Source organism: Eubacterium pyruvativorans (assembly GCF_900102225.1).
GTDB classification, from domain to species: domain Bacteria; phylum Bacillota; class Clostridia; order Peptostreptococcales; family Anaerovoracaceae; genus Aminicella; species Aminicella pyruvativorans.
Window position 1 is genome coordinate 55,864 of sequence record NZ_FNBF01000002.1, and the last position, 16,370, is coordinate 72,233.

Genomic DNA, 16,370 nt, shown 5'->3' on the forward strand with positions numbered 1-16,370 from the left:
GTTGGAATACCATGAAGTACGACACATTCGCCCGGTTGTCTAAAAACGCCATGTTCAAAAATATTGACCTTTGGTCAGTACGGTGCTATGATGCAGATGGTGACTTTTGGTCATTCATTCAATAAGCAACAACAGGAGGAAGTTATGGGATTTGGTTCGAAAGTGGTGAAAGCCAGATATGTCATTCTGGTGATCGGACTGCTTCTGCTGGTTCCGTCATTCTTCGGTATGCAGGCGACGAAAATTAATTATGATATGCTGACATATCTGCCGGACTCCATCGAGACGATGAAGGGGCAGGATATGCTCCTTCATGATTTCGGGAAAGGTGGATTTTCCATCGTCGTCACGGAGAATATGAAGACGGACGAGGTCAGTCATCTGAAATCGGAGATTGGGAAAGTGGATCACGTGGATTCGGTTCTGAATCTGCAGGAAGTCCTGAATCCGGCCGTGCCCCAGAGCATGTATCCGGACAAGGTCCGGGAGAATCTGAAGAATCCGAATGCGTCCATGATCGTGGTATTCTTCGATACGTCCACTTCTTCGGAAGAATCCATGAACGCAGTGGCCCAGATTCGGAAACTCAGCACGAAGGACTGTTTCGTCTCCGGCATGACGGCCATGGTGCTGGATTTGAAGAACCTGTGTGAGACGGAGGAGTCGAAATATATTCTGGTGGCGGTGCTGCTGTCTCTGGCCGTGATGATGCTGCTGCTGGACTCTTTCGTGGTACCGTTCATTTTCCTGGCCAGTATCGGGATGGCGATCCTGTACAACCTGGGATCGAATATCGTGTTCGGGGAGATATCCTATGTGACGAAGGCGATTGCGGCGGTGCTGCAGCTGGGGGTCACCATGGACTATTCCATCTTCCTTTGGCACAGTTATATGGAGCATCTGGACCGGGGGCTCTCCCGGAAGGAAGCCATGGGACAGGCCATTGACGCCACCCTTGTTTCGGTTACCGGCAGCTCCATCACCACGGTGGCAGGATTCCTGGCGCTGTGCTTCATGACATATAAGATGGGCATGGACCTGGGCCTGGTTATGGCGAAGGGCTGCGTCTTCGGTGTGATCTGCAGTGTCACGGTTCTGCCGTCCCTGATTCTGATTTTCAGCGGGGTGCTGGAGAAGACCCGGCACAGATCCCTGATTCCGGATTGTTCGAAGATTGCTCACGGTCTCACCAGCCGCTACGGAATCTATCTGGTGATCTTCGGTCTGGTATTCTTGCCGGCGATTTACGGATATATGCATGAGAACGTAACCTATGATTTCACGGATATGATGGGACATGACAGCGGACTGAAGGCATCCCAGATCCAGTTCATGACGGCGAATGATAAGCTGGAGAAGGATTTCGATATCGGAACGACCCACATGATCATCGCAGACCGGAACCTGGCCCCGAAGGACGGCCGGGCGATGTCCGAGAAGCTGGAGGATATCAGCGGCGTGAAGAATGTGCTGGGCGTGGATGCGCTGACCGGCACGGCGATTCCGCGGGAATTCCTGCCGGATCAGGTGACGAAGTCCCTCTATGCGAAGGATCACCAGCTGATTCTGGTGAATTCCGCATACAAGGTTTCCACAGACAACTGCAACACCCAGATCGATCAGATCAACCGGGTGGTGCATCAGTATGACAAGTCTGCGAAGGTCATTGGCGAGGGTCCGGCAACCAAGGACCTGATCGAGATCACGAACCACGACTTCAAGGTGGTCAACCTGATTTCCATGGCCATGGTCTTCCTGATCATTCTGCTGGTGCTCCGGTCCGTGTCTCTGCCGTTCATTCTGATCGCTGCCATCGAGTTTGCGATCTATGTGAACCTGGGCATTCCGGGATTCACCGGCACGAAGCTGCCGTTCATCATCCCGGTCTGTGTCAGCACTATTCAGCTGGGATCCACAGTGGACTATGCGATCCTGATGTCCACCCGTTACAAGACGGAGCGGGCCGCCGGAAAGAAGAAACGGGAGGCGGTGGAAATTGCATCTGCCACGTCCATTCCGTCCATTCTGGTCAGTGCCCTGGGATTCTTCGCCGCCACCTTCGGCGTCGGCCTGTATTCCAACGTCGGCCTGATCAGCCAGCTTTGCAATATGATGGCCCGGGGCGCCATCATCAGTATGGCCACGGTTATTCTGGTGCTGCCGTCCCTGCTGATGGCCCTGGACGGACTGGTGATACGCAGTACGAAAGGATTGAAGCAGAGCGCTTCCACAGGGAAGACTGCATAACATATTTCGCATCGATTCCGGCGGCCCGCCGCCGTCCGGAAACAGCGGGAGGGAGATTATGATGAAGAAGAGTATGATGAAAAAAGCCGGCGCCGCCGGTCTGGCGGTCTGTGTCGCAGCCACCACCGGCATTGCGGTACATTACACGCCGGTGAGCCGTGCGAAGACCGTGGATACACAGAAGGCAGTGGAGAAGAATTATCCGAACCTGCTGACCTCCTCCACCACCGGCAAGGACGAGACCACCTATGTCATCATGAATAACGACGGGGATACGTCCCGGGTTTATGTGGACGAATGGCTGAAGAACGGGAAGGACAAAAAAAACCTGAAGGACCGTTCGGATCTGAAGAATATTGAAAACACATCCGGAAACGAGAAATACACGAAGAAGGGAAGCAACCTGACATGGCACGCAGACGGAAAGGACATCCGTTATCAGGGAACCACGAACCGGGAACTGCCGGTGGAGGTTCAGGTGTCCTACTACCTGAACGGAAAGGAAGTTTCTGCGGATGAGATCGCCGGGAAGAGCGGGAATGTGGAGATTCACTTCGATTACCATGTGAACCGGATGGAAACGGTTTCTGCGGACGGGAAGGGATATACCATGTCCCATCCGTACACCATGGCCAGCGGTCTGGTGCTGAACAATGCCCATTTCACAGATGTCAGTGTCACCAACGGCAAGGCAGTGAATGACGGGGACAACACAGTGGCTGTGGGAATTGCTTTCCCGGGCCTCGCAGACAACCTGAACCTTCATTCTAAGGATTTCAACATTCCGGAAAAGGTTGTGGTGAAGGCGAAGGCGAAGAATTTCAAACTGGACGGCACCTACAGTGTGGCGGCCTCCGGCATCCTGGGAGACGTGGACACATCCAAGGCGAACTCTGTGAAGGACAAGATGAATCAGCTCACAGACGGGCTGGATGAACTGACTGCGGCTTCGGCGAAACTGGTTTCCGGCTCCGCCCGCCTTTCCAACGGCGCAGATAAGCTGGCGAAGGGCACCGATTCCCTGCAGGAAGGGGTGAAGGAGCTGGCGGCCGGCACGAATGCGCTGTACAGCGGATCCCGGGAACTGAAGAGCGGCAGCGGAAAACTGGTGGCCGGTGCAGCCCAGCTTTCCGGCGGCCTGGCCACACTAGCAGGAAACAATGCCAAGCTGAATCAGGCTACACAGCAGCTGGAATCCCAGGTGTTTGGCACGGTCCAGACCCAGGTGAATACGGCGCTGAAAGCCCAGGGAATGAAATCCGTGAGCCTGACACCGGCCAACTATAAGCAGGTGCTGAACGGAATTTCCGGCAGCGCCGTGACAGCAGCGGAGAGCCAGCTGAAGGCGGCGGTGGTGAAGAGCGCACCGTCCCTGGCGGGCAATGAGAGCGCCGTCAACGGGATTTTGTCCCTGGCCTACAACAAGCTGGCGGCCCGGAAGATCATGAAGCCGTCCCAGGCCCAGCTGCAGCAGGCCATCGGCCAGGCGGCAGGGGATGCACAGAAGGCGGCTTTCGTTGCATCGGCAGTGAAGAATTACAGTGGGGCGGCCCAGAAGGTGCTGGGAGACAAAGCAACACCGGAGACCGTTCAGGGAACGGCCATCGCCATTGCACTGGCAGTACAGAACAAGGAAGATGTGAGCCAGGTGCAGAACATTGTGAAGTATCAGGATGCTGCGAAGGAATACGGCGCAGCGGCGCTGGATTATCAGACGGCGTCCAAGGAAGCCGGAACGAATGTGAAGGCGCTGGCCGCCATGGCGGCAGCCTCTGATTCCAAGGCGCAGGAAGCCATGAAGGGACTGAAGAACGCAGAATCCACACTGGACAGCATCGTTTCCTACACGGCGGCGGTGAGCCAGTACACGGCAGGCGTCGCTTCTGCTTCCTCCGGCGCATCCCAGCTTTATGCGGGAATCAAGAAACTGGACGGCGGAATCGGAACGCTGGAGAGCGGTGCGAAGAAGCTGAACGACGGCGTGGGCACGCTGACCGGCGGTGCGGACCAGCTTGGAAGCGGCGCAGATCAGCTGAGCCAGGGTGCGGACCAGCTGGCATCCGGCATGAAGAAATTCAATGATCAGGGAATCAAGAAACTGGTCAGCTCTCTGGATGACAACCAGCTGACGGATATGAGCTCCCGGCTGAAGGCGGCGGCAGTGGCGTCCGGACGCCCGGTATTCATGGGCGGAAAGTTGTCCGGCATGGACGGTGAGTCGAAGATCATCTACAAGACCAGCGGCATCAACGACAAGTAAAAAAATTACCGGAGGAACCCCGGACTTCTGACCAGGCGGCATTTCGCCGTCCGGCCGGAGGGCCGGGGTTTTGGCTTTGTGAAGCCTGTGTTATGATAGGAAACGGAAAGCTGCCGGCGCAGGAGACAGAAATCACAGGAGGAAAGCATGCGCGCACAGTTATCAGATCATTTCACGTACCGGAAACTGTTCCGTTATGTGATGCCTTCGGTCATCACCATGATATTTACGTCCATCTACAACATTGTGGACGGTTTTTTTATCTCGAATTTTGCGGGGAAGACGGCCTTCGCCGCAGTGAATCTCATTATGCCCCTGCTGATGCTGCTCAGCACGTTCGGGTTCATGTTCGGCACCGGAGGAAGTGCCATTGTGGCCCGGCTTCTGGGGGAGAAGAGAAGAAAAGAAGCGGACCAGGCCTTCTCGCTGCTGGTCTGGTCCATTCTGGCGGCGGGAACAGTGCTGATGCTGATCGGTCAGATCTTTCTTCCGGCCATCGCCCGGAGGATGGGGGCGGACGATGCCATGTACGACACCTGTATCATCTACGCCCGGATCAATCTGTGCTCCACGCCGTTCTTCACACTGCAGGTGGCCTTCCAGAGTTTCTGTAATGCGGCGGAGAAACCAAGGCTCGGACTCGTTCTGACGGTTTTCACCGGTGTGGCGAATATGATCCTGGACGGGCTGTTTGTGGGGGTGTTTTCCTGGGGTGCCCCGGGGGCGGCGCTGGCTACCACGATCTGCGAATGTCTCGGCGGCATTCTGCCTCTGATCTACTTCGCCCGCCGGAACACCAGCCTGCTGCGTCTCCTCCCGCCGGGCCGGGTCCGGTTCCATCTGAAGCTTCTGCTGGAGGCCTGCGGCAACGGTTCTTCGGAATTCCTGACCATGATGTCCCGCTCCATGATCAACATTCTGTACAACTGGCAGCTGATGCGGTTCATCGGCAGGGACGGGGTTGCTGCCTTCGGGGCGATTCTGTATCTCGGATTCATCTTCTCGGCCGTATTCATGGGGTATTCTCTGGGCAGCTCCGCCATTGTGAGCTATAACTACGGGGCGCAGAATCATCCGGAACTTCGGAACATCTTCCGAAAAAGCATGGCGGTACTGGCGGGGGCATCTCTTTCCATGTTCGGACTGGCCCAGATCCTGGCCTATCCTATGTGCAGGTTCTACGCCGGATATGACCCGGGGCTGTTCCGTCTGATGATCCATGCTTTCCGGGTCTATGCCTTCGTCTATCTGCTGACGGGATGGAACGGATTCGGATCCGCCTTCTTCACCGCTCTGGGCAACGGCTGGGTGTCTGCGATTATCTCTTTCCTCCGGACGCTGGTATTCCAGATTGCGGCGGTTCTCCTGCTGCCGGCCCTGCTGGGTGCAGAGGGAATCTGGAATGCAAACACGGCAGCAGAAGTCCTGTCACTGACCGTGACGGCATTCTTTCTGGTGCGGTACCGCCATGTGTATCACTATGTACAGAAATAATGCGGAAAAAATCGAATAGAAAAAGATGATAATATTTGACATTTTCCATGAACAGAGTGTACAATTAGAAATACAAAAATCAATACGACCAGATGAAGCAGCCGGGAAATTTCCGGAGGCCAGCTGAGAATGCGTGAAGAGGGCGCACCGGTGCATGTGGATGCACAGCGGGTCCGGGGGAAACCGATGGGGAAAGCAGCTGCGGGTGATCCGCCGCAGACTGTGAAGCTTTCAGGTGAACAGACCGGGTGCAGATGGTGCTTTGGAAAGTGTCGTTTTCCGCATATGCGGGGACGGCCACCGGAGAAGTAACGCTTTCAGGTATCGACACAGAGTGAATGGACGGTTTTCTTTCCGTGCATTTGCTCTGTTTTTCTATACCCGGAAGGCACGGGATCGGAACGGGTCGTGCGGATCAGCCATTATCTTTTGTTATAGGGGGAAGAAAAATGACGAAGAAAGAAAAGAGCGGTGCCGGAGCGCCGCAGCAGGTCGGAAGTGACGGACTGCGCAAGACCATGGGAATGGGCACCGCCATGTCGGTGGTCGTCGGATGCGTTATCGGCTCCGGCGTGTTCTTCAAGCCGCAGGCGATCTACACCGCCACGGGAGGCGCCCCGGGTCTGGGGCTGGTGGCCTGGATTGTCACCGGTCTCGTGACGCTGTGCAGCGCATTGACATTCTCGGAGATTGCGATTCTGATTCCGAAAACCGGGGGGATTGTGCCGTATCTGACAGAGAGTTTCGGAGACAAGGTGGGATTCCTGTCCGGCTGGATTCAGGTGCTGATCTTCTATCCTGCCATGGTGGCAGGCCTGGCTGTGGCCTTCGGCAATCAGGCCGCAGTGCTGCTGGGGAACCAGAGCATGGCCGTTCCGGTGGCCATCGGATGCATTGTGCTTCTGACGGTCCTGAATTGTGCCAGTTCCAAGGCTGCGGGCAACATCCAGATCGTGTTCACCATCTGCAAACTGGTGCCGCTGATCCTGCTGATCGTCTTCGGCTTCGCGAAAGCGCAGAATGATGCACCGCTGTTCAAGCCGATGGTGGGGGATGGTCTGAATCCGGTGGTTGTCATGGGGCAGCTGATGATTGCAGTTCTGTTCGCATTCGACGGCTGGACCGGTGTAGGCGCCATTGCGGGAGAGATGAAGAACCCGGCAAAGGATCTGCCGAAGGCAATCGTCGGCGGCGTCTCCGTCATTATGATCATTTATCTGGTCGTGAACATCGCATACCTGAAGATTCTGCCGGCCAGTGAACTGGCGAAGCTGGATGCGCCGGCTTCTGCCGTTGCGACGGTGCTGTTCGGCAGCATCGGCGGCAAGCTCATCGCCGTGGGTATCATGATTTCCGTATTCGGTGCCTGCAACGGATTCCTGCTGGCAGGTTCCCGGGTCAGCTATGCGATGGCGGAAACGGGAAGCTTCCCGGCCAGTTCGAAGCTGGTGAAGCTGAACGGTGCCGATGTGCCGGTGAACAGTGTTCTCCTGGTGGCCGTGATCGGCGCACTGTTTGCCATCAGCGGTCAGTTCAACATGCTGACCGATCTGGCGATCTTCTCGATCTGGATCTTCTATACGCTGACCTTCGCTGCAGTGATCAAGCTGCGGAAGGACTGGCCGGACGCAGAGCGTTCCTACAAGGTTCCGCTGTATCCGGTGATCCCGGTCATCGCCATTGCTTCCGGCGTTTTCGTCATCGTCAACCAGCTGTTCCTCTCCGGCATGCACAGCACACTGCTGTCCCTGGGGAGCCTGGCGGTATTGGTGGTGGGCCTTCCGGTCTATCGCGTGATGCAGAACAAGAAAAAGTAACCTGCAATTATCAGATTCAATCTGTTTCAACATTGAGACGGCCTGCCCGGAGTGATTCGGGCGGGCTGTTTCGATTTTTTGCGGTGTCGCCGCCCCCGGCCGGGCAGAATGGTGCGATTCTGAAAAAAATCGTATTGCCGCACCCGACTGTCAGAAAGATTGTATACGGTTTGAGCATGATGGACAAAAAACATCCCATCGGCCGGCCGTGTATACGGGATACAACATGGTGTGCCGTGCAAAAGGGATGCGGAAGTGGTGATTATATACGAAGAATCTGATGCATGTAAATTAATTACAATTTCAAAAAGGAGTTCGCCGGAGGGTTGGTGCGAGAATGGGTTTTTCTGCGTTTTCGTACCTGGTCAAAACGTGTCGCCCCGGTACATTTCGGCGGCTGCCCCATGTATGTGCATCGGCCGGCTGCCCGAGAAATAGAAAAGAGGAATGAGATCGTCTCATCCCCCGTGCTATTCGTTTTCTGTTTCCTTCAGTTCCTCCGGTGCATTGAAGAGGTTCATCATGCGCTGGGTGGAGTGGTCGTCACCCACGAACAGCAGGACATCACCGTTTTCGATTTTTTCGTAAGGACCTGGGGACATCTTGTATTCGTCTCCCCGCTTCACGGCGACGATGGTGGCGCCGGTCTGCTGCCAGATGTTCAGTTCACCGATGGTCCGGCCCAGGAACCGGCAGTTCTCATCCACACGCATGTCGTAGGGAACGATGGACATGGTGCTGTGGTCCCGCTTCGTCTGTCCGGCCAGTGTGTCCAGAAGCTGGGACAGACGTTCCAGTTCTCTCTGCTGGCTTCGGATGGAGTTCGTAATCTCCGTGCGGATCTGCTGGATGGACACTGTGCTCTGATACCGGTTATAAAACAACTGGGCCTTTTCCCGGGAGGCCACGTAGGTGCCGCTGCCCTGCTGGCTGACCACGATTCCCAGATCCACCAGGATTTTCATGGCTTTCCGGGCCGTTTCCGGGGAAACGTTGAAAGCCGTGGCGATGGTGGAGCGGGCATTGATCTTCTCCCCCACTTCATACCAGCCCTCTGCGATTTTCTTCGCCATTTCCACCGCGATCTGCTGGTAGCGGGACTCATATATGTAGGTGCCGTCGGCCCGTTTCTTGTTGATGATTCTCATAGTACTTTCCTTACTGATAATGTATACTTCCTTCAAGACATTATTATATTACGCTTTTCCAAATGGGATGTACAGTAGTTTTTGACAAAGAGGCCACCTTGAGTTACAATATTATTGCCAAATGAAATTGTCACTTTTCTCCGGTGCTGTGGTAACGGGGAAGGACAGAGGCAGAACGGATTTTGTAAACAGACATACCAACATATTCATGCCGTTGGAACGGCCGGTTCAGATGCGAGACCGGACGTTCCGACGGCTTTTTTGGACAGAATTTTGCAGATTTGTGAAAACCAACGAAAAAAATAGAAAAAGATGTTGACGAAATCCTATGAAGATGATATCTTATAGCTACAGCACATAAACATACTAAACATATGTGAATTAAGGATATCGGAAAGCGGCTTGAGAAAAGGAGAAACAGAATGGGTTTGATTTTCGAGTCACTGGTCCGGCGTAATTACCGGTTCGGACGAATGTAGCTCGGGCAGCTACGAAAACAGAGAGGACCCCGGGGATCCGGGCGGGATGCGGGCGCATCCGGAGAAAGGAACAGGACGTCACGAAAAGGAACAGGACGTCGCGGAAAGAAACAGAACGTCACGAACGGAACATTACGAAAGGACAATATAGGTAAAGAAAATGACTACAGATAGAAAGTTTGGATTTGACACACTGCAGCTGCACGTAGGACAGGAGAACCCGGATCCGGCAACGGATTCCAGAGCGGTTCCGATCTACCAGACCACATCCTATGTATTCCATAACAGCCAGCACGCAGCAGACCGCTTCGGCCTGAAGGATGCCGGCAACATTTACGGCCGTCTGACCAACTCTACACAGGGGGTTCTGGAGCAGAGAGTCGCAGCGCTGGAAGGCGGCGTGGCCGGACTGGCACTGGCATCCGGGGCAGCGGCGGTGACATATTCCCTGATCGCCCTGGCGCAGGCGGGGGATCATGTGGTCGCCCAGAAGACCATTTACGGCGGCTCCTCCAACCTGCTGGAGCACACCCTTCGTCCGTACGGCATCGATACAACCTTTGTCGATGCGCACAACCTGGATGAAGTGGAAGGTGCGATCCGGGAAAACACCAAGGTGGTATACCTGGAGACCCTGGGCAACCCGAACAGCGATATTCCGGACATTGATGCGATTGCCGAAATCGCCCACAAGCACGGTCTGCCGGTTGTGGTGGACAACACCTTCGGCACACCGTACCTGATCCGTCCGATCGAGCACGGCGCAGATATTGTGGTTCATTCTGCCACGAAATTCATCGGCGGTCACGGCTCCTCCCTGGGCGGCGTTATCGTAGATGGGGGAACCTTCGACTGGGCGAAGAGCGGCAGATATCCGCAGTTCTCCGAGCCGAATGCGAGCTATCACGGGGTGTCTTTTGTGGGCGCGGCGGGCCCGGCAGCCTTTGTCACTTATGTGAGGGCGATTCTGCTGAGAGATACCGGCGCAGCCATTTCTCCGTTCAATGCGTTCCTGCTGCTGCAGGGACTGGAGACGCTGTCTCTGCGTCTGGACAGACATATCGAGAATACGAAGAAGGTCATCGAGTACCTGAAGTCTCAGCCGCTGGTTGAATCCGTGAACCATCCTTCTCTGGAGGACCACCCGGATCACGCGCTGTATGAGAAGTACTTCCCGAACGGCGGCGCATCTATCTTTACCTTTAATATCAAGGGCGGCCAGAAGGAAGCGTACACATTCATCGACAATCTGAAGATCTTCTCCCTGCTGGCCAATGTGGCGGACGTGAAGTCTCTGGTGATTCACCCGGCCACCACAACCCACGCTGAGCTGAACGAACAGGAACTGGAGGCAGCGGGAATCTATCAGAATACAATCCGGCTGTCCATCGGCACAGAAACGGCAGAAGACATTATCTGGGATCTGGACCAGGCCTTCCAGGCAGTCGCTGCTGCAAAATAAGCCGGAAACACCGGAAGCCATTCAATAAGCATGCCACGATCCACTATACCATAGGGGCCGGAAACGGCCTTGGGCAGGGAGGCCGTTTCCTGAACGACGAAAACCGTCCGGGAAACGGTCTCTTTCCCGGTGCCGGAAAAGTCCTGACGCAGCATTTGTGTGTTTTTTTCGAAAAAGTCAGAGAACCGAACGCCGGCGCCGTTGCATTTTGTCAGAAAAAACTGTATAATAGTGTTCGGAAAATAGTACGCAATGACAATTTAATCCTGTTGAATTTATCGTAGTTTGGTGTTATAACTAAATACGTTGAATTTATTTTAGTATTGTTCACTAATTTTCAGATGAAAATAGAGTCGAAAGGAGAGTTACTGATGGCTAAGGAAATGGATTGGGGCAGTCTCGGTTTCGAGTACACGCCGGCAGCGTATCGTTTCGTTGCAACATGGAAAGACGGAAAGTGGGATGAGGGTCAGCTGACCACGGATCCGACCGTTCATATCAATGAGTGTGCCGGCGTTCTGCAGTATGCTCAGGCCTGCTTCGAAGGTCTGAAGGCTTACAGAACGGAGGACGGCAGAGTCGTCACATTCCGTCCGGAGCTGAATGCCGAGAGAATGATTGACTCCGCCACCCGTCTGGAGATCCCGCCGGTTCCGAAGGAACTGTTCATGAAGGGCCTGGATGAACTGGTGAAGGCGAATCTGGACATGGTTCCGCCGTATGGTTCCGGTGCGACGCTGTACGTTCGTCCGTATGTTTTCGGCAGCGGCGAGGTAATCGGTGTCAAGCCGGCTGACGAGTATACTTTCCGCATGATCTGCATGCCGGTAGGCCCGTACTTCAAGGGCGGCGCGAAGCCGGTTGTTGTGAAGATCTCTGATTTCGACAGAGCAGCCCCGAAGGGAACCGGCGGAATCAAGGCGGCGCTGAACTATGCGATGTCCCTGTATGCCGGAACGAGAGCACATGAAGAAGGATTCGCAGAGAATATTTACCTGGATCCGGCCACAAGAACGAAGATCGAGGAAGCGGGCGGCATGAACGTTGTGTTCATCACGAAGGACGGCACATTCGTCACACCGAAGTCGGAATCCATTCTGCCTTCCGTGACACGTCGTTCCCTGGAAGTCGTAGCGAAGGATATGCTGGGCATGAAGGTGGAACACAGAGAGGTTCTGCTGTCCGAAGTACCGGAATTCGCAGAGTGCGGTCTGGTTGGTACGGCTGCGGTAATCTGCCCGGTAGGAAAGATCAACGACCATGGAAAGGTCATCGAGTTCCCGACCGGCATGGACGAGATGGGTCCTGGGCTGCAGAAGCTGTACGATACCCTGACGGGCATCCAGATGGGCAGAATCGAAGGTCCGGAAGGATGGCTCCACGAAATCAAATAATCGGATTGATTTACGAGCATCGGAATCCGGGGAAGCGGCGTACCGCTTCCCCGGATTTTTCGTGTATGCGGCGTCATGAATGCGGCGCTGCCAGGAGGTGCATTCCGGCGGAATCACTGGTATACTGGGGAACAGGGAAGCGGAAAGAAAGCGGAGAAAGGGAGAGAAAATGGAGAGCGGAAGACAGATTTTCGAGCGGTTCACGAAACGGGAGAGGGAGGATCTGACCCAGGGCCGGTGGATCGCCGGAACCATGCTGGTGATGGGAGCGGCGATTGTCTGGAAATTTCCGCCCATCGGCGGTCTGTTTCTGGCGGCCGGCACATTGGTGCTGATCACGAATCAGGCGGCCAGACGGGCTGCCCGGAAGGAACTGGGGAAAATCCCGGACATGGAGCAGTTCTGCGAACAGCTGGCTTCTCCGGATTCTCGGGAATACGAAGACTTCGGCCTCATCGTGACCCGGGATTATGTGGTGAAGGAGGGGCGCCGGGTGGAGATCTATCGCTTCGATGAGATGGAGAAATTCGAGGTGGGACTGGCCGGCGGCAAGCTGAAAAAACTGTTTCTGACTGACCCGCAGGGGAAACGTCATGAAATTGCCATGACGCTGACCGGGGACGGCAGGCAGGCGTCCTTCGACAGTCTGTACGAGGATGTGCGGAGCAGGCTGCCGTCCCGTGACCGGAACTGACCGGGCTGGCCGGCAGCGCGGGTGACCGGAAGTGAAGGACAAAAAATCTCTTCGGGCGGCCGGTCAGAAAACGGGGCCCCGCTCCGGACGACGGCATATCATCGTCCGGGGCGGGGCCCTTGGTATTTTTTGTCTGAAAAGCTCAGTTCACCTGCCGGATGTCTTCCATGTTGATCCGGCTGGGCGTGTCCATGTGCTCCAGCACCCGCCGGTAGATGTGCTCCAGGTCGCCGGCGCGCATGGTCTGAAGAATCGCCTCATGCTCCCGGATCGTGGTGGCCGGACGGCCCGGGTGGGAAAGGGACAGATAGGCCATGCGGGAGATCTGATAGATCAGCCCTTCGAAAAGGTTGGTGAGGTAGGCGTTCCCCAGATAGCCGATCACAGCTTCGTGGAATTTCCGGTCATAGTTAAAAAAGGCGGGAATGGATGGGTTGAAGTCATCCTTCGCCTGTTCGTAGGTCAGCTTCATATGGCTGATCATATTCTCCAGTTCCAGAAACAGAATTTTCGCCTGGGGACTTTCGTATTCCTTCGTCAGCATGTAGGAAGCGTAACCTTCGATGCTGGAACGGGTCTGGAATGTTTCGATGACATCCTTCTCTGTCAGCCGGTGAATCCGGAATCCGGTGCTGGGAATGATATCGATGTACCGGTCCTGCTCCAGCTTCTGGATGGCATCCCGGAACGGGGTCCGGGACATCCCCAGCTGTCTCGCCAGCCGGGTTTCCGAGTACACTTTCGAGCTGTCCAGTGCGCCGGACGTGATCATCTGTTTCAGATACTGATACGCCTGTTCATTGAGTGATCCCATATATTTCGCTCCTGAAGTCCGGTCCGAAAAAATATTGACCGGTATACTGGTTCGTATTATCATTGACATATAAAGCTGTAACCGGTATACCGGCCATTTCGATCATACCATATATCCGGGTATGAAGGAATACATAATTCATCCATCACGAGAAAGGACAGGGACATGAAAGTAGGATTTATCGGACTGGGCATCATGGGAAAGCCGATGGCATCTCATCTGGCGAAGGCAGGCGTTGACCTGATGGTAGCAGATCTGAATCAGGATCTGGTGAAGGAACTGGAATTACTGGGGGCGAAGGGCGGCACCTATGAGGAGATCGGCAAATCCTGCGATATCGTTCTGACCATTCTTCCGAATGCTTCTATCGTAAAGGACGTTTACTTCGGCGAAAACGGCGTGGCGCAGCACATGAAGAAGGGCAGCCTGGTCATCGATCACAGCTCTGTTACGGCGACGGACTCCAGAGAGTGCTATGACAAGCTGAAGGAAATGGGCATCGGATTCCTGGATGCGCCGGTTTCCGGCGGACAGGAAGGGGCCGTCCGCGGTTCCCTGGCCATCATGGTGGGCGGAGACGAAGCGGATTTCCGGCTGGCGGAGAAGGAAGTGTTCTGCCATTACGGTTCTTCCGCCCTGCTCATCGGCGGTTCCGGCAGCGGCAGTATCACGAAGCTGGCGAACCAGATCATTGTGAACAACAACATCGCCGTACTGGCGGAAGCACTGACCTTTGCCACCAAGGCGGGAGCGGATCCGGAGAAGGTTTTCCAGGCGATCCGGGGCGGTCTGGCCGGCAGTCAGGTCATGGAGGACAAGGCGCCGAGAATGGTGAACCGCGACTTCGTGGCAGGCGGCACCATCAAGGTGAATCACAAGGATATCACCAACGTCATCAACACGGCCCATGCCATCGACTGCCCGATTCCGTTCACGGCTCAGCTCTACGAAGTGCAGCAGACACTGAAGGTGCATGGCTGCCTGAATGACGACCATGCGGCTTACGTGAAGTATTTCGAGAAGCTGGCGGATGTGACCGTGAAGAAGATGGAGGATTAGTCCTCCGGACAGACAAGAAAAATCCTTTCGGGCGGCCGCCCGAAGGCACAGAAGAGGAGCAGAGAAAACATGGCAGTAAGCATTGATATTCTGAATCGTTTCAAGCCCATTGATGAACCGAAAATGGACGAACTTCTGCAGAAGGAAATCGCCGGAAACCGGACGAAGATCGTTGTACTGGACGACGACCCGACCGGTGTGCAGACGGTGCACGACATTTCTGTATATACGAACTGGGAGAAGGAAAGCATCCGGCAGGGATTTGAAGAGGAGAACAACCTGTTCTATGTTCTGACCAATTCCCGGGGATTCACCGAGGAACAGACCCGGAAAGCGCATCACGAGATTGCGGCAGTCTGTGACGAAGTGGCGAAGGAATGCGGAAAAGACTATATCTTCATCAGCCGCAGCGATTCCACGCTCCGGGGCCACTTCCCGCTGGAAACGAAGATTCTGAAGGAGGATTACGAGAAGAACACCGGAAAGACTGTGGACGGGGAAATCATGTGTCCTTTCTTCAAGGAGGGCGGCCGCTTCACCGTAAATAACGTGCACTATGTGAAATACGGCGAGGAGCTGGTGCCGGCCAACGAAACGGAATTCGCCAGAGACAAGACCTTCGGGTACACCGCACCCACCTTCCCGGAATACATTGAAGAGAAGACGAAGGGCGCATTCAAGGCGGAGGATGTGGTCTGCATTTCCAACGAAGACATCCATGATATGAATATCGACAAGATCCAGGCTCAGCTGATGGCGGTGAAGGACTTCAACAAGGTCATTGTGAATGCGGTGGATTACCCGGATCTGAAGGTCTTCTGCATCGCGCTTTATCGCGCCATGAAGGCAGGAAAGGTCTTCCTGTTCCGCACCGCCGCATCCATTGTGAAGGTGATGGGCGGCGTCTCCGATCAGCCGCTTCTGACCCGGAAGCAGATGGTGGTGCAGGAGACGGAAAACGGCGGCATCATCGTCGTCGGATCCCACACGGAGAAGACAACGAAGCAGGTGGAAGAGCTGAAGAAGCTGAAGGATATTCAGTTCATTGAGCTGGACGCCACACTGGTGAAGGACGAATCGAAGTTTGCCGCAGAGGTGGACCGGTGCCTTGCCCTGGAGAATGAAGCGATCCGTTCCGGAAAGACGGTCTGCTGCTTCACCACCCGTGCGCTGATCACGGCGGATACCGGAGACAAGGAAGATGAGCTGCGTCTGTCCGTGCGGATTTCCGATGCGGTACAGTCCCTGGTGGGCAGACTGGAAGTGACGCCGGCGTTCGTCATCGCCAAGGGGGGAATTACCTCCAGCGATGTGGGAACGAAGGCGCTGGCGGTCAGGAAAGCGAATGTGCTGGGGCAGATCGAGCCGGGAATTCCGGTATGGCAGACCGGCGAGGAAAGCCGGTTCCCGAAGACGCCGTATGTCATTTTCCCGGGGAATGTGGGTGAAATCACCACCCTCAGAGAAGCCGTGGAAGTATTGCTGAAGAAATAGGGACGGAG

At 55.2% G+C, this 16,370-nt stretch carries 11 protein-coding genes and 1 riboswitch; of the genes, 9 read left to right on the forward strand and 2 right to left on the reverse strand.

The genetic code is table 11. The features are described from left to right. Positions 1-144 precede the first annotated feature (144 nt). The 4 genes from BLQ24_RS01145 to BLQ24_RS01160 all read left to right on the forward strand — a co-directional run bounded on the left by BLQ24_RS01145 (position 145) and on the right by BLQ24_RS01160 (position 7,818). On the forward strand, positions 145-2,247 hold the full coding sequence (locus BLQ24_RS01145; RefSeq protein ID WP_090161806.1) for an efflux RND transporter permease subunit: 2,103 nt from the start codon (positions 145-147) through the stop codon (positions 2,245-2,247). Between the two features lie 58 nt (positions 2,248-2,305). Beyond that, complete coding sequence (locus tag BLQ24_RS01150) at positions 2,306-4,507, forward strand: hypothetical protein (RefSeq protein WP_090161808.1); 2,202 nt, start codon at positions 2,306-2,308, stop codon at positions 4,505-4,507. A 147-nt stretch (positions 4,508-4,654) separates the two neighbouring features. Further along, positions 4,655-6,001 carry an MATE family efflux transporter gene (locus tag BLQ24_RS01155; protein ID WP_090161809.1) on the forward strand — a complete coding sequence of 449 codons (1,347 nt, stop codon included), beginning with the start codon at positions 4,655-4,657 and terminating at the stop codon, positions 5,999-6,001. Positions 6,002-6,093: 92 nt separating this feature from the next. Next, positions 6,094-6,258: riboswitch (glycine riboswitch) on the forward strand. A 192-nt stretch (positions 6,259-6,450) separates the two neighbouring features. Continuing rightward, a complete protein-coding gene (locus BLQ24_RS01160; RefSeq protein ID WP_090161810.1) occupies positions 6,451-7,818 on the forward strand; it encodes an APC family permease in 1,368 nt (455 codons plus the stop codon). 470 nt (positions 7,819-8,288) lie between these two features. Here the strand turns inward: BLQ24_RS01160 and BLQ24_RS01165 are convergent, their stop codons facing one another. Beyond that, positions 8,289-8,966: a GntR family transcriptional regulator gene (locus BLQ24_RS01165; protein ID WP_090161814.1), complete on the reverse strand. Its 678-nt coding sequence runs from the start codon at positions 8,964-8,966 to the stop codon at positions 8,289-8,291. 639 nt (positions 8,967-9,605) lie between these two features. Here BLQ24_RS01165 and BLQ24_RS01170 point away from each other — a divergent pair. From BLQ24_RS01170 to BLQ24_RS01180, 3 genes are all read left to right on the forward strand, one after another. Beyond that, a complete protein-coding gene (locus BLQ24_RS01170) occupies positions 9,606-10,907 on the forward strand; it encodes an O-acetylhomoserine aminocarboxypropyltransferase/cysteine synthase family protein (RefSeq protein ID WP_090161816.1) in 1,302 nt (433 codons plus the stop codon). A gap of 341 nt (positions 10,908-11,248) precedes the next feature. Then, on the forward strand, positions 11,249-12,301 hold the full coding sequence (locus BLQ24_RS01175; protein ID WP_090161818.1) for a branched-chain amino acid aminotransferase: 1,053 nt from the start codon (positions 11,249-11,251) through the stop codon (positions 12,299-12,301). Between the two features lie 169 nt (positions 12,302-12,470). Then, the gene (locus tag BLQ24_RS01180; protein ID WP_143004216.1) at positions 12,471-12,995 is read left to right on the forward strand and encodes an RnfH family protein; all 525 of its coding nucleotides are present in this window, start codon (positions 12,471-12,473) and stop codon (positions 12,993-12,995) included. A 142-nt stretch (positions 12,996-13,137) separates the two neighbouring features. Here BLQ24_RS01180 and BLQ24_RS01185 read toward each other — a convergent pair whose 3' ends face one another. Beyond that, entirely contained in the window at positions 13,138-13,809 is a 672-nt protein-coding gene (locus BLQ24_RS01185; RefSeq protein WP_163439670.1) for a GntR family transcriptional regulator, read from the reverse strand. A gap of 144 nt (positions 13,810-13,953) precedes the next feature. Between BLQ24_RS01185 and BLQ24_RS01190 the strand changes: the two genes are divergently transcribed. Both BLQ24_RS01190 and BLQ24_RS01195 read left to right on the forward strand, forming a co-directional pair. Beyond that, positions 13,954-14,868 (forward strand): NAD(P)-binding domain-containing protein, encoded by a 915-nt coding sequence (locus tag BLQ24_RS01190; RefSeq protein ID WP_272867332.1) that lies wholly within the window; start codon positions 13,954-13,956, stop codon positions 14,866-14,868. A gap of 69 nt (positions 14,869-14,937) precedes the next feature. Further along, positions 14,938-16,362, forward strand: coding sequence for a four-carbon acid sugar kinase family protein (locus BLQ24_RS01195; RefSeq protein WP_090161827.1), 1,425 nt, complete (start codon positions 14,938-14,940; stop codon positions 16,360-16,362). Positions 16,363-16,370 lie beyond the last annotated feature (8 nt).